The organism is Streptomyces anthophorae (assembly GCF_049310305.1).
Lineage (GTDB): Bacteria > Actinomycetota > Actinomycetes > Streptomycetales > Streptomycetaceae > Streptomyces.
Genome location: NZ_JBLWQQ010000001.1, coordinates 2621244 through 2647137, shown reverse-complemented (window position 1 = coordinate 2647137; position 25894 = coordinate 2621244). Strand labels below are relative to the sequence as shown.

The following is a 25894-nucleotide window of genomic DNA, read 5'->3' as shown; positions in this document are numbered from 1 at the left end:
GCTCGCGAACATGGACTTCCACCCCCGGCCGCAGGCGGGCGAGCCCAAGCCGTGGGCGTTCCCGGCCCCGGAGCGCGGCGCGCTGCCCAACGGCCTGACGGTGCTGCGCTGCCACCGGCCCGGCCAGCAGGTCATCGCCGTCGAGGTGCACCTGGACGCGCCGCTGGACGCCGAACCGAAGGGGCTCGACGGCGTCTCGACCATCATGGCGCGGGCCTTCAACGAGGGCACCGACAAGCACTCCGCCGAGGAGTTCGCCGCCGAGCTGGAGCGCTGCGGCGCCACGATGGACGCGCACGCCGACCACCCCGGTGTCCGTGCCTCCCTCGAAGTGCCGGCCTCGCGCCTCTCCAAGGGCCTCGCCCTCCTGGCCGACGCCCTGCGCGCCCCCGCCTTCGACGACAGCGAGATCGAGCGCCTCGTCCGCAACCGCCTGGACGAGATCCCGCACGAGAGCGCCAACCCGGCCCGGCGCGCCGCCAAGGAGCTCTCCAAGCAGCTCTTCCCGGCCGACGCGCGCGTGTCGCGCCCGCGCCAGGGCACCGAGGAGACCGTCTCGGCCATCGACGCGGCGGCCGTGCGCGCCTTCTACGACCGCCACGTGCGCCCCGCCACCGCCACGGCCGTCGTCGTGGGCGACCTGACGGGCATCGACCTCGACGCGCTCCTCGCCGACACGCTCGGTGCCTGGACGGGCGACACCGCCGAGCCGCGCCCCGTGCCGCCGGTCGTCGCCGACGACACCGGCCGTGTGGTCATCGTGGACCGCCCGGGAGCCGTGCAGACGCAGTTGCTGATCGGCCGGATCGGACCGGACAAGCACGACCGTGTGTGGCCTGCTCAGGTCCTCGGCACGTACTGCCTGGGCGGCACCCTCACCTCGCGCCTGGACCGCGTCCTGCGCGAGGAGAAGGGCTACACCTACGGGGTGCGTTCCTTCGCCCAGGTGCTGCGCTCCGCGCCCGACGGCAGCGGTGCGGCGATGCTCGCCATCAGCGGCTCGGTGGACACGCCGAACACCGGTCCCGCGCTCGACGACCTGTGGAAGGTGCTGCGCACGCTGGCGGCCGGAGGACTGACGGACGCCGAACGGGACACCGCCGTACAGAACTTGGTGGGCGTGGCCCCGCTGAAGTTCGAGACCGCGGCGGCCGTCGCGAGCACCCTCGCCGACCAGGTCGAGCAGCATCTGCCGGACGACTTCCAGGCGCAGGTGTACCGCCAGCTGGCCGCCACGGGCACCGTGGAGGCCACCGCCGCGGTCGTGAGCGCGTTCCCCGCGGACCGTCTGGTGACGATCCTGGTGGGCGACGCCGCGCAGATCGAGGAGCCGGTCAAGGCGCTCGGCATCGGCGAAGTCACGGTGGTCGCGGGCTGAGTCCGCTTCCCGAGGAACACTCACGAAGCCCCGGCGCCGGTATCGGCGGCCGGGGCTTCGTGGCGTCCGTCACGATCATCTTCAATCACTACACGATCACAAATGTCCGAATTGATGTAGAGGTTGCCTCTCTGCCCTGTGGCGTGCACTACAAAAGCGGGGTTCTGTTTGTCGATCCAAAGACGCCCCGCTTAGCGTTCCCTCCGGCTGTCCGCCAGACGTACGTCGCGCCCGCGACACCGGACAGTCATCGCCGAGTCCCCGTGGTGCGAGCCAGGGGAGCCGGGGACCCACCGAAGTCCCTGGGGTGAATCGGGCGCTCTTCCCGCGAGGGGAGGGGGCCTGTAGGAGACCTTCCTGCTCCGAACCCGTCAGCTAACCCGGTAGGCGAGAAGGAAGGAAAGGACCAGCCACTTCATGGGGTTCACCCGTGCCACCGGGAAGCACCGCCGTCCCAGCCGCCTGACGCGTACCACCGCTCAGGTCGCGGGCGTCGCCGCCATCACCACGACGGGCGTGGTGGGCGGTCTCGCCGCCCCCGCCCTCGCCGCCGACACCGCGACAGCCCCGCACGACGGCCTCACGCAGGCCGTCGCCATCGGCGACTCCCTGGCCGAGCAGATCGACGCGCAGGCCACCGCGCAGCAGAAGGCCGCCGCCAAGGCGAAGGCCGAGGCCGAGGCCAAGAAGAAGGCCGAGGAGGCCAAGCGCAAGGCCGAGGCGGAGGCCAAGAAGCGTGCCGCGGAGAAGGCCGAGAAGGAGCGCGAGGCCAAGGAGCGCGCCGCCCGTGAGGCCGAGCGCAAGCGCCTGAACAGCTTCGTGTCGCCGATCGCCGGCTCGTACGTCTCCACCGCCTACCAGGCCGGCAGTGGCCTGTGGTCCTCCGGCAGCCACACCGGCATCGACTTCCACGCCTCCAGCGGCACTTCGGTGCACGCGGTCGGCATGGGAACCGTCGTCGAGGCCGGCTGGGGCGGGGCGTACGGCAACAACGTCGTGATCAAGATGAAGGACGGCACGTACACCCAGTACGGTCACATGTCCTCCATCGGCGTCTCCGTCGGCCAGGACGTCACCCCCGGCCAGCAGATCGGCCTCTCCGGGGCCACCGGCAACACCACGGGCCCGCACCTCCACTTCGAGGCCCGCACCGGCCCCGACTACGGCTCGGACATCGACCCCGTCGCGTACCTGCGCCAGCACGGTGTGAACGTCTGATCCGTCGCCACACTCCACGAAAGCCCCGGCTCGCCGAGCCGGGGCTTTCGCGTGCGCGGGTCCGCACTGTCCAAAAAATATCCCCGGATTCACTTCCCGCGTCGGAAATTCAACTCCGGTGGAATAGAGTCTTCGGGTAAACGTTCCGGCCGCGCGTCATTCGTGCTTGACCGGGCGTCAATCGACCGCGTAACGCGGGCGTTGAGGCGGAGGTCGAGTCATGCGCATTCCCGCGCAGTCGGTATGCACAGCGATCCGCGACGACATCGTCGCCGGCGTCTACGAGCGCGGCGGCAGGCTCACCGAGGAACTGCTCGCGCGTCGCTACGGGGTCTCGCGCGTGCCCGTCAGGGAGGCGCTGCGCACCCTGGAGGCGGAGGGGTTCGTCGTCACGCGCAGGCACGCGGGCGCGTGCGTGGCCGAACCCACCGAGCGGGAGGCGGCCGACCTCCTGGAGATCCGCATGCTGCTCGAACCCATGGGGGCCGCCCGCGCCGCGCAGCGCCGCACCGAGGCCCACCTCAAGGTCCTGCGTGGCCTGGTCAGGCTGGGCCAGGAGCGCTCCAGGCAGGGGCAGAGCGAGGATCTGCGCTCCCTCGGCAACTGGTTCCACGAGACGCTCGTGCAGGCCTCCGGCAGCCCAGGGCTGATCACCCTGCTCACCCAGCTCCGCCACAAGATCGCCTGGATGTACGCCGTGGAGAGCCCCGCCCGGCCGGCCGAGTCCTGGGCCGAGCACGGCGCCATCGTCGATGCCGTGGCGCGCGGCGACGCGGAGCGTGCGCGCGCCCTGGCCGCCCTGCACGCGGAGCGCGCGACGGCGGCCCACAGGCTGCGCGTCCCCCGCGCGGGCGAGCGTGTGAGGACTTCGCAACATGCAGTCAACACGGTGGGGCGTCAGGTTTAACAACACCGCCGTATACAAAGAAGTGCGCTATTCGAAGAATGGGTTGAACGAGGTGCGGCGCAATTTCCGCTGCCTATTTCTGCCCGCTCCAGCCTGTTCTTCGTCGCCCCATTCGCGCCGCGATTCAGCGCCGCAATGGTGAACGAAAAAGCCGCGCGCCCCGAAGAGGGGCACGCGGCTCAGACGTACTGCTTTTCGTCTTTGTCTCAGACGGTCTCGGGAAGCTCCTCGAGCCCCTCGGCGACCAGCTTCGCCAGACGGTCGAGCGCGGCGTCCGCACCTTCGGCGTCGGAGGCCAGCACGATCTCCTCGCCGCCCTGCGCGCCCAGGCCGAGCACGGCCAGCATGGAGGCGGCGTTGACGGGGTTGCCGTCGGCCTTGGCGATCGTCACGGGAACGCCGGCCGCCGTGGCAGCGCGGACGAAGATGGAAGCGGGGCGGGCGTGGAGGCCCTCGGCCCAGCCGACGTTGACGCGGCGCTCAGCCATGTGATGCTGCCCTTCAGGTGTCTCACGGTTGTCTAGACCAGTGTTCCATACCGGGAGGCGTGCGTGACGCGGACCCAGGTCCTCACCGGCACGGTCCTTCGGTCCTCCATAGGGTGCCTTCCGTACGCGTCGGCCGCGACCCGTACGGTCGACCGTCATATGTCGGTGCCCGGCCCTACGCTTGCGGCATGGAGACCCCGTCGGACCAGCATGCGTACCCCGCCCACTGGGAGGCCGACATCGTGCTGCGCGACGGCGGCACCGCGCGGATCAGGCCCATCACCACCGCCGACGCCGAGCACCTGACCAGCTTCTACGAGCAGGTCTCGGACGAGTCGAAGTACTACCGCTTCTTCGCGCCCTACCCCCGGCTGTCCGCCAAGGACGTGCACCGCTTCACCCACCACGACTACGTGGACCGGGTCGGCCTCGCGGTCACGATCGGCGGCGAGTTCATCGCCACGGTGCGCTACGACCGGATCAACGCGCACGGCATGCCGGCGACCGCCCCCGCCGACGAGGCGGAGGTCGCCTTCCTCGTGCAGGACGCCCACCAGGGCCGCGGCGTCGCCTCCGCCCTCCTGGAGCACATCGCGGCCGTCGCCCGGGAGCGCGGCATCCGCCGTTTCGCCGCCGAGGTGCTGCCCGCCAACAGCAAGATGATCAAGGTGTTCCGGGATGCCGGATACACGCAGAAGCGCAGCTTCGAGGACGGTGTCGTCCGCCTGGAGTTCGACATCGAGCCCACGGAGGCCTCGCTCGCGGTGCAGCACGCGCGCGAGCAGCGCGCCGAGGCCCGCTCGGTGCAGCGCCTGCTCGCGCCCGGCTCCGTCGCCGTGATCGGCGTGGGCCGTGCGGCCGGAGGAGTGGGCCGCAGCGTTCTCGACAACCTGAAGGACGCGGGGTTCACCGGACGCCTGTACGCGGTGAACCAGGCGTTCGGTGACGAGGTCACCGAGATCGACGGCGTGCCCGCCCACCGCTCCGTACGCGACATCGACCCCGCCGAACCCGTCGACCTGGCCGTCGTCGCCGTACCCGCCCCCGACGTCCCCGCGGTCGTCGCCGAGTGCGGAGAGCGCGGCGTGCAGGGACTCGTCGTGGTCTCCGCCGGTTACGCCGAGAGCGGGGACGAGGGCCGCGAGCGCCAGCGCGCCCTGGTCCGCCAGGCCCGCAGCTACGGGATGCGCATCGTCGGGCCGAACGCCTTCGGGGTCATCAACACGTCACCGGAGGTGCGGCTCAACGCCTCGCTCGCCCCCGAGATGCCGCGCGCCGGGCGCATCGGCCTGTTCGCCCAGTCCGGCGCCATCGGCATCGCCCTCCTGTCCCGCCTGCACCGCAGGGGCGGGGGAGTCACCGGCGCCAGCGGCGTCTCCACGTTCGTCTCCGCGGGCAACCGCGCGGACGTCTCGGGGAACGACGTCCTTCAGTACTGGTACGACGACGCGGACACCGACGTCGCCCTCATGTACCTCGAATCGATCGGCAACCCCCGCAAGTTCACCCGGCTCGCCCGCCGCACCGCCGCCGCCAAGCCCCTGGTGGTCGTGCAGGGAGCCCGGCACAGCGGCATCGCGCCCACGGGCCACGCGGTGCGCGCCACCCGCCTCCCGTACGCCACCGTCTCCGCGCTGCTGCGCCAGGCCGGGGTCATCCGGGTCGACACGATCACCGAACTCGTGGACACCGGCCTCCTGTTGGCCCGCCAGCCGTTGCCCGAGGGACCGCGCGTCGCCATCCTCGGCAACTCGGAGTCGCTCGGCCTCCTCACGTACGACGTATGCCTCTCCGAAGGGCTGCGGCCCAAGCCGCCGCTGGACCTGACGACGGCCGCGTCCGCCGCCGACTTCCGGGCCGCGCTCGAGCAGGCCCTGGCCGACGAGAAGACCGACGCCGTCGTGGTCACCGCCATACCCGCCGTGGGGGAGGGCCCCTCGGAGGACGCGGAACTCGCCGCCGCCCTGAGCGCGGCCGCCGCCACAGGGCCCACGAAGCCGGTGCTGGTCGTCCATGTCGAACTGGGCGGCCTCGCGGAGGCGCTCTCCGCCGCGGCCAGCACGGGCCCCAACGCGCCCGACACGCCACCGCAGCGCACCACCCCCGAGACGGCCTCCGAGGACGCGCGGCCTCCCGCCGAAGCGGAGCTCACCCCCCGCCTCATCCCCGCCTACCCGGCCGCCGAGCGCGCCGTCCGCGCGCTCTCCCAGGTGGCCAAGTACGCCCAGTGGCGACGCGACGCCGCCGCGCCCGGCAAGGTGCCCGAGTACGACGCCGTCGACGAGCAGGGGGCCGCCGAGCTCATCACGGAACTGCTCGCCAAGGAGGGCGACCCGCGCGGCGCCGACCTCGCCCCCGAGGACGCCCGCGCCCTGCTGTCCCACTACGGCATCGAGGTGCGCAGCACACTGCCCGCGCCAGGTCCTGACGAGGCAGCGCAGGCGGCACAGACGCTCGGCTACCCCGTGGCCCTGAAGACGACCGCGCCGCATCTGCGGCACCGCCCCGATCTCGGCGGCGTACGCCTGGACCTGTCCGGCGAGGGCGAGCTGCGGCGCGCCTACGAAGACCTGACCCGGCGCCTCGGCAAGCCCGCCGAGCTGCGGCCGGTCGTGCAGTCGATGGCGCCGCGCGGAGTCGACACCGTCGTACGCGCCGTCATCGACCCGGCCGCGGGCGCCGTGCTCTCCTTCGGGCTCGCCGGAGCCGCGTCCGAGCTGCTCGGTGACACCGCGCACCGGCTGATCCCGGTGACCGACAAGGACGCGCAGGCGATCGTGCGGTCCATCAAGACGTCCCCGATCCTGTTCGGCTGGCGCGGCGCCGCCCCCGTGGACACGCCCGCGCTCGAAGAGCTGTTGCAGCGGGTGTCGCGCCTGGTCGACGACCACCCCGAGGTCGTCGGCGTCGCCCTCGAACCCGTCGTCGTGGCGGAGCGTGGGCTGACCGTCCTCGGCGCCTCCGTCCGGCTCGCGCCGCCGCCCGCCCGCGACGGCCGTGACGAATCGGGCCCGCGCACCCTGCCCGCCGCGTACTGAACCACCTCGTGACCACCCCGTACGGAGCCCTCACGGAGAGTTATCCACAGGGGCACCGGCAGTCTCTTTTCGGGCCTTAGGATGGACCCCATGGCCAAGACCAGTACGACGACCCAAGGGCTCCGCACGGCGATCGAGCGCAGCGGCTACTACCCGGCGCTCGTGGCCGAGGCGGTGGAGGCCGCGGTCGGCGGCGAGCCGATCTCGTCGTATCTGGTGCACCAGGAGACCACGTTCGATGCGAACGAGGTCCGTCGTCATGTCACCGTCCTGGTCCTGACCGACAGCCGTTTCATCGTCAGCCACACCGACGAGCAGGCGGCCGACAGCACGTCCCCGACGTCGTACGCGACGACGTCGACGGAGTCCGTGCAGATCGGCCGGATCTCGTCGGTCGTGCTCAGCCGCGTCGTCGCCAATCCCGAGAAGTACGTCCCGGGGTCGCTGCCCCGCGAGGTCGTCCTCACCATCGGCTGGGGCGCCGTCTCCCGCATCGACCTGGAGCCCGCGACCTGCGGCGACCCCAACTGCGAGGCGGACCACGGATACACGGGCAGCACGACGGCGGACGACCTGAGCCTGCGCGTCAGCGAGGCCGGGGACGGCCCGGAGACCGTGCGCCAGGCCCTCGCCTTCTCCCAGTCCCTCTCCGAGGCCATCGCGGACGCGGGCCGTCGATGACGCAGGCCGCCTGGGACGACGTAGAGCCGCTGCCCGTCCACTCCGCTCCCGTCCCGGCGTACGGCACCGGATCCCTCGCCGATCTGCTGCCCACCCTCGGTTCCCACCTGGGCGTGCCCGGCTGCACCGCCGGAATCCCCGAGCTGCAACCGGTCGACCGCGCCTGCGTGTTCCTCATCGACGGCCTGGGCTGGGAGCAGCTGAGGGCGCACCCGGACGAGGCCCCGTTCCTCAGCTCGCTCATATCGTCCTCGCGCGGCGGCACCGGCCGCCCGATCACCGCGGGCTACCCGGCGACGACCGCGACGTCCCTCGCCTCCGTCGGCACCGGCCTGCCGCCCGGCGCGCACGGCCTGCCCGGCTACACCGTGCGCAACCCGGACACCGGCGAGCTGATGAACCAGCTCCGCTGGAACCCGTGGACGAAGCCGCGGGTCTGGCAGCCGTATCCCACGATCTTCCAGCGCGCCCACGAGGCGGGCGTGCGCACGGCGCAGGTGTCCGCGCCGCACTTCGAGTCGACGCCCCTCACGAAGATCGCCCTCAGCGGCGGCTCGTTCTACGGGCGCCTCTCCGGTGAGGACCGCATGGACCTGGCCGCCGAGCAGCTGGCCGCGGGGGACCGGTCGCTGGTCTACACGTACTACAGCGAGGTCGACGGCAAGGGGCACCGCTTCGGCGTCGACTCCGACGCCTGGCGCGGACAGCTCATGTACGTCGACCGCCTCGCCCAGCGTCTCGCCGAGCAACTGCCGCCGCGCAGCGCCCTGTACGTCACCGCCGACCACGGCATGGTCGACATCGCCTTCGACGAGCAGTCCCGCATCGACTTCGACGAGGACTGGGAACTGGGCGCGGGCGTCGCCTTGTTGGGCGGCGAGGGTCGGGCCCGCCATGTGTACGCGGTGCCGGGCGCGGCGGGCGACGTGCTCACGGTGTGGCGCGAAGTGCTCGGCGAGCAGTTCTGGATCGCCTCGCGCGACGAGGCGATCGCGGCCGGCTGGTTCGGCCCCCAGGTCGACCAGCGGGTGTACGACCGGCTCGGCGACGTCATCGCCGCCGCCCGCGACGACGTGCTCCTCATCGCCTCGCGGAACGAGCCGAAGGAATCGCAGATGGTCGGCAACCACGGCTCGATGACCCCCGCGGAGCAGCTCGTGCCGCTGCTGGAAGTGCGGTCCTGACCCCTCCCGACCGCCCCGCTCCGCCCCCACCCCGCGTGATCCGAAAGGTGCTCAACTCCCCATGCCCGAGCTGGTGTTCTTCTCCGGAACGATGGACTGTGGGAAGTCGACCCTCGCTCTTCAGATCGAGCACAACCGCTCGGCGCGCGGCCTCCAGGGCCTCATCTTCACCCGCGACGACCGGGCGGGGGAGGGCAAGCTCTCCTCCCGCCTCGGCCTGGTCACGGACGCCGTGGAGGTCGCGGACGACCTGGACGTCTACGCGTACGTGGTCGAGCACCTCTCGCACGGCGGCAGGGTGGACTACCTGATCGCGGACGAGGCGCAGTTCCTGGCACCCGGGCAGATCGACCAGCTGGCCCGCGTCGTCGACGAGCTGGAACTCGACGTCTTCGCCTTCGGCATCACCACGGACTTCCGGTCCAAGCTGTTCCCCGGCTCGCAGCGCCTGGTCGAACTCGCCGACCGCGTAGAGGTGTTGCAGGTGGAGGCGCTGTGCTGGTGCGGCGCCCGCGCCACGCACAACGCCCGCACCGTCAACGGCGCGATGGTCGTCGAGGGCGCCCAGGTCGTCGTCGGCGACGTGAACCATGTGCCGGACGAGGTCGGCTACGAAGTGCTGTGCCGCCGACATCACCGGCGCCGCATGACGAGCGCCACGGCGCACGCGGCGGCACTCTCCCCGGACGTGCTGCCCGTCGGCTCGGCCTGAGCGCAATCTGGGCCCGGCCCGCGACGCGCCGGCCCCGGCAGCCGCCCCGGCTACGCGGCCGGCGACGCCACCACCGAGAACTCCGCCCCCTCGGGATCCGCCACCGTGGCCACCCGCCCGTGCGAGCCCTCGCGGGCGGGGGACACCACGTGGCCGCCCAGGTCGGCGACCCGCTCCACGGCCTCGTCGACGTCCACGACCTTGAAGTACGTCATCCAGTGCGGGCCCCGGTCGCGGGGCAGGGCGTGGCCCGCGCCGTGCACGGAGGCCACGGGCAGGCCCTCCAGGTGCAGGGTCAGGAAGTCGAAGTCGGCGGAGACGAGGGCCTCTTCGGTGTATCCGAAGACCGCCTGGTAGAACTTCGCGACGCTCGCCGTCTCCCGTGTCACCAACTCGTTCCACGCCATCGCGCCCGGTACCCCGGTCACCGCCGAGCCCGCGTGCTCGGCGGCCTGCCAGATCCCGAACACCGCGCCCGACGGGTCGGAGCCGATCGCCAGCCGGCCGGCCTCCCCGGCATCCAGCGGGCCCACGCCCACCGTGCCGCCGCAGTGCCGCACCGTCTCGGCCGTCGCGTCCACGTCGTCCGAGGCCAGGTAGGGGGTCCAGGCGATCGGCAGCTGGCGGTCGGGCGGCAGCTGCCCGATCCCGGCGACCTCCTTGCCGTCCAGGAGCGCCCGCACATACGGGCCGAGCTGTTGCGGGCCGGGCCTGAACTCCCAGCCGAACAGCGCCCCGTAGAACTCCTGGGTCGCCGCCATGCCGTGCACCATCAGGCTCACCCAGCAGGGGGTGCCGGGTGCGCGCCGGGCTGCTGCCTCGGTCATCGTCACTCTCTCCTCGGAACGGAACCCTCGGGGCCCGCGGCTCGGGATCCCACATGTCAGTGGCGCCGTGTCGATCGTGGCACTCGGTGCCGCGCGACGCTCTTCGGCCGCGCCGAAACCGGCGGACTCCACGCCGAGGATGCCCGAAACGGTGTTTCGCATACGTTTCGGCGCCACGACCCTGCCATGTCCGGTCAATAGACGCTCGGTAGTCGATCGAGCACGCTATACGACCGTGAGCGCGCGGGCCAGACCATGAGCAAGGATGGGCCCATGAATGCCATCATCTCCGCATCCGAACTTGCGAGCGAGTTGACGGGTGACCGGGCGCCCGTGCTGCTCGACGTCCGCTGGCAGCTCAGCATCGCCAAGACCGCGGGAGCGCCCGCTTTCGACGGCCGTGCCGAGTACGCGGCAGGTCATCTGCCGGGCGCTGTCTACGTCGATCTCGACACGGAACTCGCTGGTCACGCGGGCCCGGGCGAGGGCAGGCACCCGCTGCCCGAACTGTCCGTGTTCGGCGCCGCGATGCGCGCCGCAGGCGTCTCGGCCAACCGCGACGTCGTCGTATACGACGGCGGTCAGGGCTGGGCCGCGGCGCGCGCCTGGTGGCTGTTGCGCTGGACGGGTCACCCGTCCGTGCGGGTTCTCGACGGCGGGCTCGCCGCCTGGGACGGCCCCCTGGAGACCGCGGCGCCGACGCCGGAGCCGGGCACCTTCGAGCCTGCACCCGGTGCCACCGGGCTGCTCGACGCGGATGCCGCCGCGGCGCTGGCCCGCTCGGGGCTGCTCCTGGACGCCCGCGCCGCCGAGCGCTACCGCGGCGACGTGGAGCCCATCGACCGCGTCGGCGGCCACATCCCCGGCGCGGTGTCGGCCCCGACCACGGAGAACGTCGGCGACGACGGCCGCTTCCGCCCGGCCGCCGAACTCGCGGAGCGCTTCAAGTCCCTTGGCGCGAACGGCGATCCGGGCCAGGTGGGCGTCTACTGCGGCTCGGGTGTCTCGGCCGCGCACGAGATCCTGGCGCTCGCCGTGGCCGGCATCGATGCCCGGCTGTACGTCGGTTCCTGGTCCCAGTGGTCGGCCGACGAGGCGCGCCCGGTGGCCACGGGTCCTGACCCGCAGTAACAGGCCGTCAGAAGCCGCCCGCACGCGAAAGGGGCCCGCGCCGACTGAACGGCGCGGGCCCCTTCCCCGTACAAGAGGTGGGCTACTCCTGCTTCTTGCGGCGCGTACCGAAGACGATCTCGTCCCAACTCGGCACCGCGGCGCGGCGGCCGGGGCGGACGCCGTCGGCCTCCGCCTGGCGGTCGGTGGTGCCGGTGAGGCGGTCGCGGTGACCGGCGACGGCACGCGGCATGAGGATGTCCGCGTACGCCGATCCGGCCCCTGCGGAGGCCGCGGGCTCCTCCACCTCGGCCGCGGGTGACTCGGGCTCCTCCTGCGGCGGCTCGGGAGCCACGGCGGGACGCTCGGGGGCCACCGAGGGGCGCTCCGGCACGGCGAGGTCGCCGCGGTAGCTCGGCACGGCCTCCAGGAGGCTGGTCAGCGAGTCGCGCTCCGGCGGGGCCGAGGAGGCGATCGCCGGCAGTTCCGTTTCCTCGGGCTCCGGCTCCGCGGGCGGCGCGGGCCGCTCGAGCTGCCGGTCCAGGGCGCGGTCGAGGGGGCGGTCCCGGGGCAGCCGGGCGATGCGCGGCACGAACGGGAACGTGGGTTCGGGCGTGCCGATGTCCTCGGACTCGCCGATCAGCGAGCGCGCCTCGTCGTCCACGGCCTGAACGAGCCTGCGGGGCGGGTCGTACGTCCAGCTCGCGGAGTGCGGTTCGCCCGCGACCCGGTAGACGAGCAGGACTTCCCAGGTGCCGTCGTCCCGGCGCCAGGAGTCCCACTGGACCGTGTCTTTGTCGGCGCCGCGCAGCAGAAGGCGCTCCTGCACCGCCTCGCCCAGCTGGGGTCCCGCGTTCTCGCCGGGGCGGCGCACGGGAGTCTTCCTGGCGCGCTCGGCCATGAACGCGCGCTCCGCGAGCACGGGGCCCTCGAAGCGGCGCACCCGGTCGACCGGGATGCCGGCGAACTGCGCGACCTCCTCGGCGGTCGCGCCTGCCCGTATACGCGCCTGAATGTCGCGCGGGCGGAGGTGGCTCTCCACCTCGATCTCGATCTGGCCGAGGCGCGGACGGTCGCCACGTACGGCGGCCCGGAGGCGCTCGTCGATCGGCAGCGTGTACTCCGTGCTGTCCGCAGCCTTCAGCACCAGCCGTGTGCCGTCGTTAGAGACGGCCACGACACGCAGTTCGGGCATGGGGACCTCCCGGGTGGTGCCTGCCGACGTCACGTGCGTCGCTGCTTCCGCTAGTCGAGTGTGGCCTGCCCGGGTGCAGCCTGCCACAACCTTGCCGAGTTGCCCGGCGTGTCGGGCATGGGCCCGGGTTCGCCGTTATGGCACGGTTACCTATTCGCAACGCTAAGTGACGGACTCCGTCACCCTGTGCAGCGAACCCCCTCCCCACGGTCCTGGCAGGACCCGAGCACCCTGGCGGGAGACCGGACCCAGGGCTCGCAACAGTACTCCATTCGGGCCACTTGCGTGGATCGGCACGCCACCGAAGTTCTCTCGGGGCGCGGGAGTTGAGGCCGCGGGCTCCCGATCGTTGCGGTCGATGTGTGGGGTCCGCGTGTTCTGCTTCACGAAATCTCCGGAACCGGAACTGATTCCTCCTCCGATACGTCCTTTCTCTTGTGTCCTAGGGAGTTCGCTTACTCTTGGGAGCTTCGCTGGGGCATGGGCGGTTTTGTCGAGAAAGGCAGGCAAGTTCCAACAATGGGCAAGAGGTCGGAGATCTCCGAGGACATATCCGAGAACGAGGAGGAAGCGCCCAAGGGGAAGCGGCTTGATCTGAGCGTCCCGCAGGTGGCGGGCAGTGCCGTCGCCGCCGTCGTGGCCGCGAAGCTCGCCTCCGGCCTCGGGGTCTACGGGACGATCCTCGGCGCCGGCGTGGTCAGCGCCCTCGCCACCTGCGGCGGCACGCTCTTTCAGCACTTCTTCCGACGCACCGGCGAGCAGATACGCGACGTCCGGGTGGTGAAGCCGAAGACCCGGCAGGTGCCGGTGACGGCACAGGGCACGCCCGTGCCCCGCACCTTCCGCTCGGACTCCTCGATGGACGCCACTCGTTCCATGGTCACCGGCTCGGAGCCGCCCGCGGCGCGGCCCGCCATGTCGGCGTTGCCGACCACCACGACCTGGGGGGCCGGCGCGACCCCCACAGCCGAAGCCGAAGAGGCGTCGGCGCTGCCGCAGGTCTCCGCGCTCGAGCAGGCCACCGCCATGGAGCGGATCCCCGACTCGGCCACCGCGGGGACCCAACTGCTCGACACGGGCGCCGTGGCCGACCTGCTGCCCGACGAGGACACCGGCAAGACCCAGTTGCTGGGCGCCGTGGGCGCGACCGCCTCGGTCGATCCCGAGAAGACCCAGCTGATCAGCCCGGAGACGGTCGACGAGGCCACGCGGATGCTGCGCGTGCCGGACGGCGACCGCACCGAAGGCGGCGAGCACGCCGAAGGCGAAGCGGATGCCGGCGACGAGTTCACCGAGGGCACCGTGCACCGTTCGCGCATCAAGAGCTGGAAGCGGCCGCTGATCGCCGCGGCCCTCGTGTTCGGCGTCACCATGGGCGGCATCACGACGTACGAACTGGTGTCGGGCCACACCTTCGGCGGCGGCGGTGGCACCACCATCGGCGACGCCTTCAAGGGGCGGAACTCGTCGACCGACAGCGACACCACCCCGGACACCACGCAGACGCCGTCCGACGGCGGAAGCACCGGTTCCGACTCCGGTACGCAGCAGAACGACGGCGGAGCCACCACCGCCCCGGACCCGAGCGCCACCCCGAAGACCGGCGGCACCGACGGTTCCGGCACGGGTTCGGACTCCGGTTCGGACAGTGGGTCTTCCGATTCGGGTTCGGACTCCGGCTCGGACAGCGGTTCCTCCGACTCCGGTTCGGACTCGGGCTCCGACAGCGGCTCGGACTCCGGTTCGGACAGCGGCAGCACCACCGACCCGACCACCGCGCCCACGCAGGGCTCGGACGTCCAGCCGCAGTCGGAGTGATCCGACGCGTGCCCCTCCGGGGGTCGGCGGGTCAGTCGCCGAGGACCCGCCGCAGATAGGCGTTGCCGAACACGCGGTCCGGGTCCAGGCGGTCGCGCAGCGCCGTGAACTCGCCGAAGCGCGGGTACAAGCGCGCGAAGTACTCGGCGTCGCGGGTGTGCATCTTGCCCCAGTGCGGGCGCCCCTCGTGGGCGGTGAGGATCTGCTCGGCCGCGGTGAAGTACCGGTGGTACGGCGTCCCCTTGTACATGTGCACGGCCACGTAGGCGGTCTCCCGGTCGGACGCCGTGGACAGCGCGATGTCGTCGGCCGGGGCGGTGCGGACCTCTACGGGGAAGCTGATCCGCAGGCGCGAGCGGTCGACCATGGACTTCAGCTCGCGCAGGGTGTCCACGAGGGCCGTACGCGGAACCGCGTACTCCATCTCCACGAAGCGCACGCGACGCGGCGATGTGAAGACCTTGTAGGGAATGTCCGTGTACGTCCGGGAGGACAGTGCCCGGCTGGAGACCTTGGCGATCGACGGGATCGTGGCGGGCACGGCGCGGCCGATCGAATTGACCACCTGGAACAGGCCGTTGGAGAGCAGCTCGTCCTCGACGAAGCCGCTGAGCCTCGGGACGGGGGCCTCCGGGCCCGCGCTGCGGTTGTTGCGCTTGGTGTTGCAGCTGCCCGTGTGCGGGAACCAGTAGAACTCGAAGTGCTCGTTCTCCGCGTGCAGCTCCTCGAAGTCCGTGAGCACGCGATCGAGGCTCATCGGCTCCTCGCGCGCGGAGAGCAGGAAGATCGGTTCCACGGCGAAGGTGATCGCCGTGATGATGCCGAGGGCGCCGAGGCCGATCTGGGCCGCCGCGAAGACCTCGGGATTCTCCTTCTCGGAGCAGGTGAGGAGTTCGCCACTCGCGGTGACCAGCTCAAGTCCCTTGATCTGTGCGGCGATCGAAGCGGAGTCGCGGCCCGTGCCGTGCGTGCCGGTGCTGGTGGCGCCGGAGACCGTCTGCTCCATGATGTCGCCCATGTTCGTGAGCGACAGGCCCTCACGGGCCAGGGCCATGTTGAGTCGCTTGAGCGGAGTGCCGGCCTCGACCGTGACCGTCCCGTTCTCCCGGTCAATGCTGCGGATTCCGGTCAACAGTTGAGGGCGTATCAACATCCCGTCGGTGGCGGCCGCCGCCGTGAAGGAGTGGCCCGAGCCGACGGCCTTCACCTTCAGGCCGTCCTGCGCGGCGCCGCGCACCGCCGCCGTCAGCTCCTCGACGGAAGCGGGCGTCACCTCGCGCACGGGGCGTGCGGTGACGTTCCCCGCCCAGTTACGCCAGGCTTCGCTGCTCCTCCGGCTGCCCGTCCGCGTGCCCGGCGTGCCCCGCTGTGCCCTGCTCATCCGTGCTTCCTCCCCGCTGCGGAACCGGCCGCTTCAGCCGGCGGTAGCCCAGGAGCCCGACGAGGACCGCGACGGCGCCGGAGACTCCCGGCACCGCGTACCCGACTTCCGCCCCGGCCGCGTCGATCACCCAGCCGGCCACGGAGGAGCCGAGCGCGACGCCGACCGAGAGTCCGGTGCTCACCCAGGTCATGCCCTCGGTCAGCTTCGCGCGAGGTACGTGCTGCTCGACGAGGGCCATCGTCGTGATCATCGTCGGTGCGACGGACAGGCCCGCGACGAAGAGCGCCACGGCCAGGAGTGGCAGGTTCCCGACCAGTTGGAGGGGGATCATACTCACGGCCATCGTGACGACACCCACCAGCCACCTGGGAGCGGGCGCCCCCTTGAAGTGCAGCAGGCCGAACAGGGCGCCCGCGATGCAGGAGCCGGCCGCGTAGACGGCGAGCACCACGCTGGCCATCGACTTGTGGCCGAGATCCTCGGCGTAGGCCACCGTGACGACGTCGATCGAGCCGAAGATCGCCCCCGTCGCGACGAAGGTCGCCACCAGGACCTGCAAGCCACGCGCGCGGAGCGCCGATCCGCGGCTGTGCTGTTCACGCGGGTGCGGCACCGGTTCCGTGGCCCGCTGCGACGTCAGCCAGAAGACACCGGCCGCGAGGAAGCAGCCCGCCAGGAGGGGCCCCGCCTCCGGGAACCACACCGTCGACAGGCCGATCGAGATGATCGGCCCGAAGACGAAGCACACCTCGTCGAGGACCGACTCGAAGGAGTACGCGGTGTGCAGCTGCCGCGGGACGTCTCCGTAGAGGGCCGCCCACCGGGACCGGATCATCGAGCCGACGCTCGGGACGCAGCCGACGAGCGCCGCGCATGCGAAGAGGGTCCAGTCCGGCGCCGCGTACTTCGCGCACAGCAGCAGACCGGTGACGGCGACGAGCGAGATCAGCGTGGCCGGCCGGAGCACCCGGCGCTGCCCGTGCCGGTCGACGAGCCGGGAGATCTGCGGCCCGATCAGCGCGGCGGACAGCGCCACCGTCGCGGACAGGGCGCCCGCCAGTCCGTAGCGCCCGGTCAGCTGCGAGACCATTGTGACGATGCCGATGCCCATCATGGACAGGGGCATTCGGCCCAGGAGCCCGGCCGCGGAGAAGCTCTTGGTTCCGGGCGGGGCGAATATGGCGCGGTAGGGGCTGGGCAACTCGACTCCGGTAAGGCGTAAAAGTGGTTGATACAGCTTACGCGCGCCACGGTCGGGGGACACGCGGTTTTCCGCCTGTCAGTGCCGGGTGGCAGGATCGAAGACATGCCAGAAGCGCACGCTGCCAGCCCCGATGCCCGTCCCTACGACGCCCTGCTGCTGCTCTCGTTCGGAGGCCCGGAGGGCCCCGACGACGTCGTCCCGTTCCTGGAGAACGTGACGCGCGGCCGGGGCATCCCCAAGGAGCGGCTCAAAGAGGTCGGGCAGCACTACTTCCTGTTCGGCGGGGTCAGCCCGATCAACGACCAGAACAGGGCCCTGCTCGACGCCCTGCGCAAGGACTTCGCCGACCACGGCCTGGAACTGCCGGTCTACTGGGGCAACCGGAACTGGGCGCCGTACCTGACGGACACGCTGCGCGAGATGGTCACCGACGGCCACCGTCGCATCCTCGTCCTCGCCACCAGCGCCTACGCCTCGTACTCGGGCTGCCGCCAGTACCGCGAGAACCTCGCCGAGTCGCTCGCCGTGCTGGAGGCCGAGGGCCTGGAGCTGCCTCGGATCGACAAGCTGCGGCACTACTTCAACCACCCCGGCTTCGTCCGCCCCATGATCGAGGGCGTCCTGAAGTCCCTCGCCGATCTCCCCGACGACGTCCGCGCCGGCGCCCACATCGCCTTCACCACGCACTCCATTCCGACCGCGGCGGCCGACACCTCCGGGCGCCCCGAGGAGCACGGCGACGGCGGCGCGTACGTGAAGCAGCACCTGGAGGTCGCGCGGCTCATCGCCGACGCGGTGCGCGAGGAGACGGGCGTCGCCCACCCCTGGCAGCTCGTCTACCAGTCGCGTTCCGGCGCCCCGCACATCCCGTGGCTCGAGCCCGACATCTGCGACCACCTGGAGGAGCGCCACGCGGCGGGCGTCCCGGCCGTCGTCATGGCGCCCATCGGCTTCGTCTCCGACCACATGGAGGTCCTCTACGACCTCGACACCGAGGCCGAGGCGAAGGCCGCGGAGCTGGGCCTTCCGGTGCGCCGCTCCGCGACCGTGGGAGCCGACCCGCGCTTCGCCGCCGCCGTGCGGGAGCTGGCCCTGGAGCGGGCCGCCACCGAGAGCGGACGGAACGTCACTCCTTGCGCCCTGGGAGCCCTCGGGGCCGGCCACGACCTGTGCCCCGTGGGCTGCTGCCCCGCCCGCACCCCCAAGCCGGCCGCCGCCGGCGCCGACAGCCCGTACGCGTAAGGACAGTCACGTGACCGATCCCAAGGCCACCGAGGCCGCCCGCACCGCCGACGACCTCGCGTCGCTCAAGGCGGAACTGCTCGAGATCGCCCTGGAGGCGGCGGCCCGGGCCGGTGTGTTCCTGCGCGACGGCAGGCCCGAGGACCTCGGCGTCGCCGCGACCAAGACGAGCGCCGTCGACGTCGTCACCGAGATGGACATCGCCTCCGAGAAGCTGATCACGGACTACCTGGCCGAGCGCCGCCCCGAGGACGGGGTGCTCGGCGAGGAGGGCGCCTCCAGCGAGGGCACCAGCGGCGTCCAGTGGGTGATCGACCCCATCGACGGCACCGTCAACTATCTGTACGGGCGCCCCGATTGGTCCGTCTCCATCGCGGCCCGCAAGGACGGCGAGACCATCGTCGGCGTCGTCGCCGCCCCGATGCGCGGCGAGACCTACCGCGCCGTCCTCGGCGGGGGCGCCTTCGTGAACGACCGCCCCGCGCACACGCGCGTGGCGCCGCCTCTCGAGCAGGCCCTCGTCGGCACCGGCTTCGGCTACCTGGAGTCGCGCCGCGCCCGCCAGGCCGAGGTCCTCGGTCACCTGGTGCCGCGCGTGCGCGACATCCGACGAGGCGGCTCGGCCGCCATCGACCTGTGCGACGTGGCGCTCGGCCGCATGGACGCGTACTACGAACGCGGCCTGAACCCCTGGGACTTCGCGGCCGGCGACCTCATCGCGCGCGAGGCGGGCGCCCGCACGGGCGGCCGCCCCGGGGAGCCGCTCTCTCCGGAGCTGACGGTCGCGGCGCCGCCCGGCGTATTCGAGCCGCTCCAGAATTGGCTCGAAGAGCTCGGCGCCTGGCACGACTGAGCGTTCCGGCTCGCGGCACGCGAGCTCACGGCACGGCGCCCGAGAGCGCATACGAAAGGGCCCCGGCGCCCGCCTGGATCGAACCGGCGCCGGGGCCCTTCCGTGTTGCGTCAGACGCTCGAGGCGTGAACCTCCACGCCGTGCTCGGCGGCGAGGCGGCGGAGGTCGTCCAGCTCGCCCTGCTCGACCTCGGCGAGGAAGTCGTCACCGGTCTCGCGCGCCCGCGACAGGTCGGTCTCGGCCGCCCTAATGCGCTGCAGAAGTCCTGCGGTGAATGCGTCCATGGTTGCGCCCCCTCGTCCTGGGTCGTGGGTCGATGGCACGGGGGTGTGCCCTGGGAAGGGTCGATCACGTCCCGAGTCGCCCCTGGCGGATGTGCGGTCTCGACAGCGGCTCGTGGCATGCCACATACAAAGCGTGATCGCGGGTGTACAGCCGTCCTCCCCAAGGCCCCTTCCGCAGAAACCTCAACCCGCGCAGAAAATCCCGCATTCCCCGGGACGCCAGTCCGTCTTACAGCCGGTTTATGGCCGAAAGGGGCAGGATGGTGACCACAGCCCACACCGAGCCTGCCCGCGCGCCCCGAGAAACGCGCTGGTGGGAGACCAGAGGAAGGACAAGCGACGTGCGCGTACTCGTCGTCGAGGACGAGCAACTGCTCGCCGATGCGGTAGCCACCGGACTCCGCCGGGAGGCCATGGCCGTCGACGTCGTGTACGACGGTGCGGCCGCCCTGGAGCGCATCGGCGTCAACGACTACGACGTGGTCGTTCTCGACCGCGACCTCCCGCTCGTGCACGGCGACGACGTGGCCCGCAAGCTCGTCGAGCTGGGCATGCCCACCCGCATCCTGATGCTGACCGCCTCGGGCGACGTCAGCGACCGCGTGGAGGGCCTGGAGATCGGGGCGGACGACTACCTCCCCAAGCCCTTCGCGTTCAGCGAGCTGACGGCCCGTGTGCGGGCCCTCGGGCGGCGTACGAGCATGCCGCTGCCGCCCGTGCTCGAGCGCGCCGGGATCAAGCTCGACCCGAACCGCCGCGAGGTGTTCCGGGACGGCAAGGAGATCCAGCTCGCCCCCAAGGAGTTCGCGGTCCTCGAGGTGCTGCTGCGCAGCGAGGGCGCCGTGGTCTCCGCCGAGCAGCTCCTGGAGAAGGCCTGGGACGAGAACACGGACCCGTTCACCAACGTCGTCCGGGTCACCGTGATGACCCTGCGCCGCAAGCTGGGCGAGCCCGCCGTCATCGTCACCGTGCCCGGCTCGGGCTACCGGATCTGATCCCTGGATGGCCGCCGCACCCGCGCCCCCCTCTCAGGCGCCACCGAAACCGACATGGAAGCCCGGGACGAAGGCGGAGCCGCCCTTCCCCTGGCTCCGCCCGACCATCCGGATACGGCTCACGCTGCTGTACGGAGGCATGTTCCTGATCGCGGGCATCCTGCTGCTCTCGATCATCTACCTCCTGGCCGCGCAGGCCCTCGACGTGGGCGGCGATCTGCCGTTCAAGGTCACCGACGGGCACGTCATCAGCACCAGCTGCAATTTCCCGCCGGGGAACATCTCGGCGAGCGAGCTGAACGACCTGATGAACTCCTGCGTCAACAAGCAGCGCCAGCACGCCCTCGACGTGCTGCTCAGCCGCTCCCTGATGGCCCTGATGGGGCTCGCCGTGATCGCCTTCGCCTTCGGCTACGCCATGGCGGGCCGCGTCCTGTCCCCGCTCGGCCGGATCACGCGCACCGCGCGCCGGGTCGCCGGCACGGACCTGACGCGCCGCATCGAGCTGGACGGGCCCGACGACGAGCTGAAGGAACTTTCGGACACCTTCGACGAGATGCTGGACCGCCTGGAGCGCGCGTTCACGGCGCAGCAGCGCTTCGTCGGCAACGCCTCGCACGAGCTGCGCACACCGCTCGCGATCAACCGCACCCTCCTGGAGGTGCACCTCTCCGATCCGGGCGCCCCTGTGGAGCTCCAGCAGCTCGGCAAGACCCTGCTCGCCACGAACGAGCGCAGTGAGCAGCTCGTGGAGGGGCTGCTGCTGCTCGCCCGCAGCGACAACCAGATCGTCGAGCGCAAGCCCGTGGACCTGGCGGAGGTCGCCTCGCAGGCGATCGACCAGGCGAGGGCCGAGGCCGACGAGAAGAACGTGGAGATCCGCGGCGAGTGCAAGGAAGCGGTGATCCAGGGCAACGGCGTGCTCCTGGAGCGCATCGCCCTGAACCTCGTGCAGAACGCCGTCCGCTACAACATCCCCGAAGGGGGATGGGTGGAGGTGGACACGGAGGCCCAGCACGGCCAGGCGGTCCTGGTGGTGGCGAACACGGGCCCGGTGGTCCCCGCGTACGAGATCGACAACCTCTTCGAACCCTTCAGGCGGCTGCGTACCGAGCGCACCGGCAGCGACAAGGGTGTGGGCCTCGGGCTCTCCATCGCCCGGTCCGTCGCGCGCGCCCATGGAGGCCGCATCACCGCCGAGCCGCGCGAGGGGGGTGGGCTCGTGATGCGGGTCACCCTGCCGATCTAGGCCGGTTCGACGTGCGTCGCGCGCATGGATCTGACATGCTTCCGCCGACGCGCTGGGGAAGTTCGCTTTTGGCTGAATTTTCCGGACCTGCGCCGGAGATCTCCGTGTGTGATCGATCACATGGACTTTTTTTCGGCCGTCCACTCTCCGTGATCGCAAAAGCCGTGTGAAAGCCGGGAAAGTCCGGGTTTTCGGGCGCCTTGATCACGGGAAGTACACGGGGTGGCGCCTGTGCAGTGCGGCAATCGGACCGTGTACGGTCCCGTTCGCCACCCAAGACGATCACTCGTGAGGGGTCCAGTTGGGTGTCGATTGAGTAACAGACCTTGATGTGAGGCAAAATCTCCGCCTCAGGTCGGGCACAAGTCCGGCCTCTCATGCGTTACGGCGCTTGAGACACCGCAGACACCCAGAGGGGGAGAGCGACATGGCAACGGATTACGACACCCCACGCAAGACCGATGACGACCTCAACGAAGACAGCATTGAGGAACTGAAGTCGCGGCGTAACGACAAGTCGGCTTCGAACGTCGACGTGGACGAGTTCGAGGCGGCGGAGGGCCTGGAGCTTCCGGGCGCCGACCTCTCGAACGAGGAGCTGGCCGTCCGTGTCCTGCCCAAGCAGCAGGACGAGTTCACCTGCATGAGCTGCTTCCTGGTGCACCACCGCAGCCAGCTCGCGCGGGAGAAGAACGGGCAGCCCATTTGCCGCGACTGCGACTGAGGGCGGGTCGGGCATGACCAGCTCGACCCCGCCCTGGAAGCGCCGCTCCCGCAACAAGAAGGTCCGCGGAGCGGTTCAAGGCCCGTCAGAGGCCGTGCGTGACGACGAGCGAGGCTCTTTCCCAGGAGCACCCGGTACAGAGCCCGGTGCCCCCGGAGAAGACGCCTCGCTCGAATCGGCGGACGCCCCTGAGCCGACGGGCGACCTGCCGGTGGCCCCGGCGGCCGACGGTGACGGTGCGCGCAGAGGCGGCGCCGTCGCGAGAAGCGCCAGAACAGCCAGAACGGGGCTGGCCAAGGGCGGCGCGGCCGCCAAGGCCTCGATCGGCTATCTCGCCGACCGGATCATTGAGAACGCGCCGCGGGTTCCCGTGCGGGACCTGGCGACCCTCCGCAAGCAGTTCCCCGACCTCGAACCCGAACGCCTCGCGGACAAGCTGGTCACGGGCGCGTCCGCCGCCACGTCCACCGTGGGCGCGGGAGTCGGCGCCGCCGCGATGCTGCCCGTCCCGCCCGCGATGCCGTACGAGCTGGCCACGGAGATCACCGGTGTGGCCGCGATCGAGCTGAAGCTCATCGCCGAGCTGCACGAGGTCTACGGGCTGCGCCCGCCGGGGAATCTGAAGGACCGCAGCAGCGCCTATCTGACCTCGTGGACCGAAGAGCGCGGCATCGACGTGGCGAAGCCGACGACGATCAACGCGGCGCTCGGCGGGCAGATGAAGCGCGAACTGCGCCAGCAGATCATGAAGCGGATGGTGCGGAACCTGCCGAGCCTGACGCCGTTCATGATCGGCGCGGCGGTGGGGGCGTTCATGAACCGGCGCGACACCAAGAAGCTCGCGGACCGGGTGCGTCAGGACCTGCGGCGGCACCAGGTGCCCTGGGAGGCGCTGAGCGAGCTGCCGTCCCTGGAGGAGCCGCCCGACGCCCTGGAGATCGGGGCCTGACCCCGTCCGCTGTCGGGCGCGGCCCTCAGGCGCGGCTCAGAGCCTTTGCCAAAGCTTCAGGTTCGCGCGTCGACAGGTAGACGTACGGCGTGGGGTCCGAGGGATCGGTGATCTCCGCCCGCACCGCGGTCGGGACGTAGCTGCGCAGCAGCATGAAGGCGCGCGGGTCGGCCTTGTAGGTGCGCCACGCGCGGGCCTCCTCCGCGTCCAGGACGTGCACTTCGCCGAGGGCCGACAGCGGGATCTTCGCGTCGCCGGCGACCAGTGAGTCGGCCACGACGCGGACCCGCGCGGAGCCGTACGCGCTGGTGATCACGGACGCGATGAGCAGACCGCCGACGAAGCCCCCGAGCAGCGGCAACGTGCCGAAGGGCAGCAGGATGATGGCCCCCACGACCCCCACCATGAAGGTGATCAACCACCACGAACGCGGCGCGGTGAGTCGTTCCTCGTAAGGCGTCGTCGAGAGCTCCATGGGGTCAAGCTTGGCACGATGCGTGCACTGATAGGACGCGCGGGTAAGGTCTGCGGCTGTGAGTGGTACTTCTGCAGCTCTGACGCCCCCCGCCGACGCCATAGCCCCGGTCCGGCACCCCGACGCGCCCGCCGCCGGCGAGCTCCTCGGCGCGCACTACGGACACTGTTTCGGCTGCGGCGGCGAGCAGCCGCACGGGCTGCACCTGGAGGCGCGGGCCGGTGAAGGCGTCACCGTCACCGCCGAGTTCACCGTGCGCCCCGCGCACCAGGGCGCGCCGGGTCTCGCGCACGGCGGGGTCCTCGCGACCGCGCTCGACGAGACGCTCGGCTCCCTGAACTGGCTGCTCCAGGCCATCGCCGTGACCGGTCGTCTGGAGACCGACTTCGTGCGGCCCGTTCCCGTGGACACGGTGCTGTTCCTGTCCGCCGAGGTGACGGCCGTCGCGGGACGCAAGATCTACTCGACCGCGACCGGCCGGATCGGCGGCCCCGAGGGGCCCGTCGCGGTGCGTGCCGACGCCGTCTTCATCGAGGTCAAGGTCGACCACTTCATCGAGAACGGCCGCGAGGAAGAGATCCAGGCGGCCATGAGCGACCCCGACCAGGTCAGGCGCGCCCGCGCCTTCGAGGTGAATCCGTGAGCACTGCCCCCAGCGGCCCCGGCAACGAACTCGGCGTGCTGGTGCGGCGCGTCGACCCCGACGTGCCGCTGCCTTCGTACGCGCATCCCGGTGACGCGGGAGCCGACCTGCGCACCACCGAGGCGTGCGAACTCGCGCCCGGTGAGCGGGTCGTTCTGCCCACCGGTGTGTCTGTCGCCCTGCCTCAGGGGTACGCGGCCTTCGTGCACCCCAGATCCGGCCTCGCAGCACGCTGTGGCGTGGCTCTGGTGAATGCCCCCGGGACGGTGGATGCCGGGTACCGTGGGGAGATCAAGGTGATCGTGGTGAATCTCGATCCGCGCGAGAGCGTGCGGTTCGAGCGCTTCGACCGGATTGCCCAACTGGTGGTCCAGCAGGTCGAGAGGGTCCGCTTCCAGGAGGTCGCGGAGCTTCCCGATTCGGTGCGGGCCGAAGGGGGCTTCGGGTCGACCGGCGGGCACGCTGCCGTGGGTGACCCGACCGTTGCCGGTGACGGCGCGGACGGTCAAAAGGGTGGGAATCGATACGCTTCGGTCGTATCCGACCGGGAAGGACAGTGACGTGTTCGGACGTCGTAACAAGGACGGCGCCGCCGAGGATGCGGCCGGCGAGGCCGAGCAGGTCGTCGACAGCGTCGACAGTGGCGACACGGACGGGGAGGAGCGCGTCCGGCTCGAGCCCGAGCCCCGTCCCGACGGGCCCTGGGACGCCTCCGAGGTCCGCGAGCCCGGCGAGGGCCGGGTCGACCTGGGTGGCGTCTTCGTCCCCGGCGTGGAGGGCATGGAGTTGCGCGTGGAGGTCGCGGGCGACGCGATCGTCGCGGCGACCGTCGTCCTCCAGGACAGCGCGATCCAGTTGCAGGCCTTCGCCGCCCCCAAGAAGGAGGGCATCTGGGGCGAGGTCCGCGAGGAGATCGCCTCGGGCATCACCCAGCAGGGTGGTGTGATCGACGAGATCGAGGGCCCGCTCGGCTGGGAGCTGCGGGCCCAGGTGCCGGTGCAGCTGCCGGACGGCACGGGCGGCTTCCAGGTCGTGCGGTTCATCGGCGTGGACGGCCCGCGCTGGTTCCTGCGCGGCGTGATCTCGGGCCAGGGCGCCGTGCAGCCGCAGGCGGCCGGTCTCCTGGAGCAGATCTTCCGCGACACCGTCGTGGTGCGCGGCGACGGCCCGATGGCCCCGCGCGACCCGATCGTCCTGAAGCTCCCCGACGACGCGCAGATGGTCGCCGAGAGCGCCCAGGCCGAGGGCCAGGAAGCCTCGCGCTTCTCCGGCGGCATGGGCCAGCTGGCCCGCGGCCCGGAGATCACCGAGGTCCGCTGAGGCGCTTCTTCGCAGT

The 25894-nt window shown here is 71.4% G+C and carries 25 protein-coding genes and 1 riboswitch; of the genes, 18 read left to right on the top strand and 7 right to left on the bottom strand.

The annotated features are described in order from the left end of the window. The first annotated feature begins 10 nt into the window (after positions 1–10). The 3 genes from ACNYS0_RS11795 (at position 11) to ACNYS0_RS11785 (ending at position 3503) form a co-directional block, all read left to right on the top strand. Positions 11–1378 carry a M16 family metallopeptidase gene (locus tag ACNYS0_RS11795; protein WP_422482596.1) on the top strand — a complete coding sequence of 456 codons (1368 nt, stop codon included), beginning with the start codon at positions 11–13 and terminating at the stop codon, positions 1376–1378. Between the two features lie 241 nt (positions 1379–1619). Further along, positions 1620–1782, top strand: a riboswitch (cyclic di-AMP (ydaO/yuaA leader). Positions 1783–1795: 13 nt separating this feature from the next. Continuing rightward, positions 1796–2596 (top strand): M23 family metallopeptidase, encoded by an 801-nt coding sequence (locus tag ACNYS0_RS11790; RefSeq protein ID WP_422473052.1) that lies wholly within the window; start codon positions 1796–1798, stop codon positions 2594–2596. Positions 2597–2816: 220 nt separating this feature from the next. Next, on the top strand, positions 2817–3503 hold the full coding sequence (locus ACNYS0_RS11785; protein ID WP_422410605.1) for a GntR family transcriptional regulator: 687 nt from the start codon (positions 2817–2819) through the stop codon (positions 3501–3503). A 206-nt stretch (positions 3504–3709) separates the two neighbouring features. Here the strand turns inward: ACNYS0_RS11785 and ACNYS0_RS11780 are convergent, their stop codons facing one another. Next, positions 3710–3991 (bottom strand): HPr family phosphocarrier protein, encoded by a 282-nt coding sequence (locus tag ACNYS0_RS11780; protein WP_030021209.1) that lies wholly within the window; start codon positions 3989–3991, stop codon positions 3710–3712. Positions 3992–4179: 188 nt separating this feature from the next. On the opposite strand from ACNYS0_RS11780, the gene ACNYS0_RS11775 reads away from it, so the two are divergent. From ACNYS0_RS11775 to ACNYS0_RS11760, 4 genes are all read left to right on the top strand, one after another. After that, positions 4180–7029 carry a bifunctional acetate--CoA ligase family protein/GNAT family N-acetyltransferase gene (locus ACNYS0_RS11775; protein ID WP_422473050.1) on the top strand — a complete coding sequence of 950 codons (2850 nt, stop codon included), beginning with the start codon at positions 4180–4182 and terminating at the stop codon, positions 7027–7029. Positions 7030–7119: 90 nt separating this feature from the next. After that, positions 7120–7710, top strand: coding sequence for a DUF5998 family protein (locus ACNYS0_RS11770; protein WP_385765818.1), 591 nt, complete (start codon positions 7120–7122; stop codon positions 7708–7710). Then, entirely contained in the window at positions 7707–8894 is a 1188-nt protein-coding gene (locus tag ACNYS0_RS11765; RefSeq protein ID WP_422473048.1) for an alkaline phosphatase family protein, read from the top strand. The genes ACNYS0_RS11770 and ACNYS0_RS11765 overlap by 4 nt, the downstream gene beginning before the upstream one ends. 61 nt (positions 8895–8955) lie before the next feature. Then, entirely contained in the window at positions 8956–9606 is a 651-nt protein-coding gene (locus ACNYS0_RS11760) for a thymidine kinase (RefSeq protein WP_422473046.1), read from the top strand. Positions 9607–9656: 50 nt separating this feature from the next. On the opposite strand, the gene ACNYS0_RS11755 is transcribed toward ACNYS0_RS11760, so the two are convergent. Then, on the bottom strand, positions 9657–10433 hold the full coding sequence (locus ACNYS0_RS11755; RefSeq protein WP_422473044.1) for a VOC family protein: 777 nt from the start codon (positions 10431–10433) through the stop codon (positions 9657–9659). Positions 10434–10706: 273 nt separating this feature from the next. Here ACNYS0_RS11755 and ACNYS0_RS11750 point away from each other — a divergent pair, with 273 nt between their 5' ends. Next, positions 10707–11564, top strand: coding sequence for a sulfurtransferase (locus tag ACNYS0_RS11750; protein WP_422473042.1), 858 nt, complete (start codon positions 10707–10709; stop codon positions 11562–11564). Between the two features lie 82 nt (positions 11565–11646). On the opposite strand, the gene sepH is transcribed toward ACNYS0_RS11750, so the two are convergent. Continuing rightward, positions 11647–12738, bottom strand: a complete 1092-nt coding sequence (gene sepH, locus ACNYS0_RS11745; RefSeq protein ID WP_422473040.1) for a septation protein SepH — start codon at positions 12736–12738, stop codon at positions 11647–11649. A 519-nt stretch (positions 12739–13257) separates the two neighbouring features. Here sepH and ACNYS0_RS11740 point away from each other — a divergent pair. Next, positions 13258–14556 carry a hypothetical protein gene (locus ACNYS0_RS11740; RefSeq protein ID WP_422473038.1) on the top strand — a complete coding sequence of 433 codons (1299 nt, stop codon included), beginning with the start codon at positions 13258–13260 and terminating at the stop codon, positions 14554–14556. Positions 14557–14587: 31 nt separating this feature from the next. Here ACNYS0_RS11740 and ACNYS0_RS11735 read toward each other — a convergent pair whose 3' ends face one another. Together ACNYS0_RS11735 and ACNYS0_RS11730 are read right to left on the bottom strand one after the other, a co-directional pair. Then, positions 14588–15937 carry a D-arabinono-1,4-lactone oxidase gene (locus ACNYS0_RS11735; protein WP_422473036.1) on the bottom strand — a complete coding sequence of 450 codons (1350 nt, stop codon included), beginning with the start codon at positions 15935–15937 and terminating at the stop codon, positions 14588–14590. Further along, positions 15867–17141 (bottom strand): MFS transporter, encoded by a 1275-nt coding sequence (locus ACNYS0_RS11730; protein WP_422473034.1) that lies wholly within the window; start codon positions 17139–17141, stop codon positions 15867–15869. Before ACNYS0_RS11730 ends, ACNYS0_RS11735 begins: the two co-directional genes overlap by 71 nt. A 105-nt stretch (positions 17142–17246) precedes the next feature. Between ACNYS0_RS11730 and ACNYS0_RS11725 the strand changes: the two genes are divergently transcribed. Beyond that, positions 17247–18386: a ferrochelatase gene (locus ACNYS0_RS11725; RefSeq protein WP_422473032.1), complete on the top strand. Its 1140-nt coding sequence runs from the start codon at positions 17247–17249 to the stop codon at positions 18384–18386. A 10-nt stretch (positions 18387–18396) separates the two neighbouring features. Further along, positions 18397–19239 (top strand): inositol monophosphatase family protein, encoded by an 843-nt coding sequence (locus tag ACNYS0_RS11720; RefSeq protein WP_422473030.1) that lies wholly within the window; start codon positions 18397–18399, stop codon positions 19237–19239. Between the two features lie 110 nt (positions 19240–19349). Here ACNYS0_RS11720 and ACNYS0_RS11715 read toward each other — a convergent pair whose 3' ends face one another. Further along, positions 19350–19523, bottom strand: a complete 174-nt coding sequence (locus ACNYS0_RS11715) for a hypothetical protein (RefSeq protein WP_385765791.1) — start codon at positions 19521–19523, stop codon at positions 19350–19352. Positions 19524–19864: 341 nt separating this feature from the next. Between ACNYS0_RS11715 and ACNYS0_RS11710 the strand changes: the two genes are divergently transcribed. The 4 genes from ACNYS0_RS11710 (at position 19865) to ACNYS0_RS11695 (ending at position 23440) form a co-directional block, all read left to right on the top strand. Beyond that, positions 19865–20518 (top strand): response regulator transcription factor, encoded by a 654-nt coding sequence (locus ACNYS0_RS11710; protein ID WP_266714992.1) that lies wholly within the window; start codon positions 19865–19867, stop codon positions 20516–20518. 7 nt (positions 20519–20525) lie between these two features. Beyond that, a complete protein-coding gene (locus ACNYS0_RS11705) occupies positions 20526–21767 on the top strand; it encodes a sensor histidine kinase (protein WP_422410627.1) in 1242 nt (413 codons plus the stop codon). 427 nt (positions 21768–22194) lie between these two features. Next, positions 22195–22491, top strand: a complete 297-nt coding sequence (locus ACNYS0_RS11700; RefSeq protein ID WP_018535993.1) for a DUF4193 domain-containing protein — start codon at positions 22195–22197, stop codon at positions 22489–22491. A gap of 13 nt (positions 22492–22504) precedes the next feature. After that, positions 22505–23440 (top strand): hypothetical protein, encoded by a 936-nt coding sequence (locus tag ACNYS0_RS11695; RefSeq protein ID WP_422473028.1) that lies wholly within the window; start codon positions 22505–22507, stop codon positions 23438–23440. Between the two features lie 25 nt (positions 23441–23465). Here ACNYS0_RS11695 and ACNYS0_RS11690 read toward each other — a convergent pair whose 3' ends face one another. Then, positions 23466–23915, bottom strand: a complete 450-nt coding sequence (locus tag ACNYS0_RS11690) for a DUF3093 domain-containing protein (protein WP_422473026.1) — start codon at positions 23913–23915, stop codon at positions 23466–23468. Between the two features lie 58 nt (positions 23916–23973). On the opposite strand from ACNYS0_RS11690, the gene ACNYS0_RS11685 reads away from it, so the two are divergent. Genes ACNYS0_RS11685 through ACNYS0_RS11675 form a run of 3 tightly spaced genes read left to right on the top strand, consistent with a single transcriptional unit; the run spans position 23974 to position 25878 of the window. Further along, entirely contained in the window at positions 23974–24558 is a 585-nt protein-coding gene (locus ACNYS0_RS11685) for a PaaI family thioesterase (protein WP_422473024.1), read from the top strand. 35 nt (positions 24559–24593) lie between these two features. After that, positions 24594–25118: a dUTP diphosphatase gene (gene dut / locus ACNYS0_RS11680; RefSeq protein WP_422411684.1), complete on the top strand. Its 525-nt coding sequence runs from the start codon at positions 24594–24596 to the stop codon at positions 25116–25118. Position 25119: 1 nt separating this feature from the next. Next, entirely contained in the window at positions 25120–25878 is a 759-nt protein-coding gene (locus ACNYS0_RS11675; RefSeq protein WP_422473022.1) for a DUF3710 domain-containing protein, read from the top strand. Positions 25879–25894 lie beyond the last annotated feature (16 nt).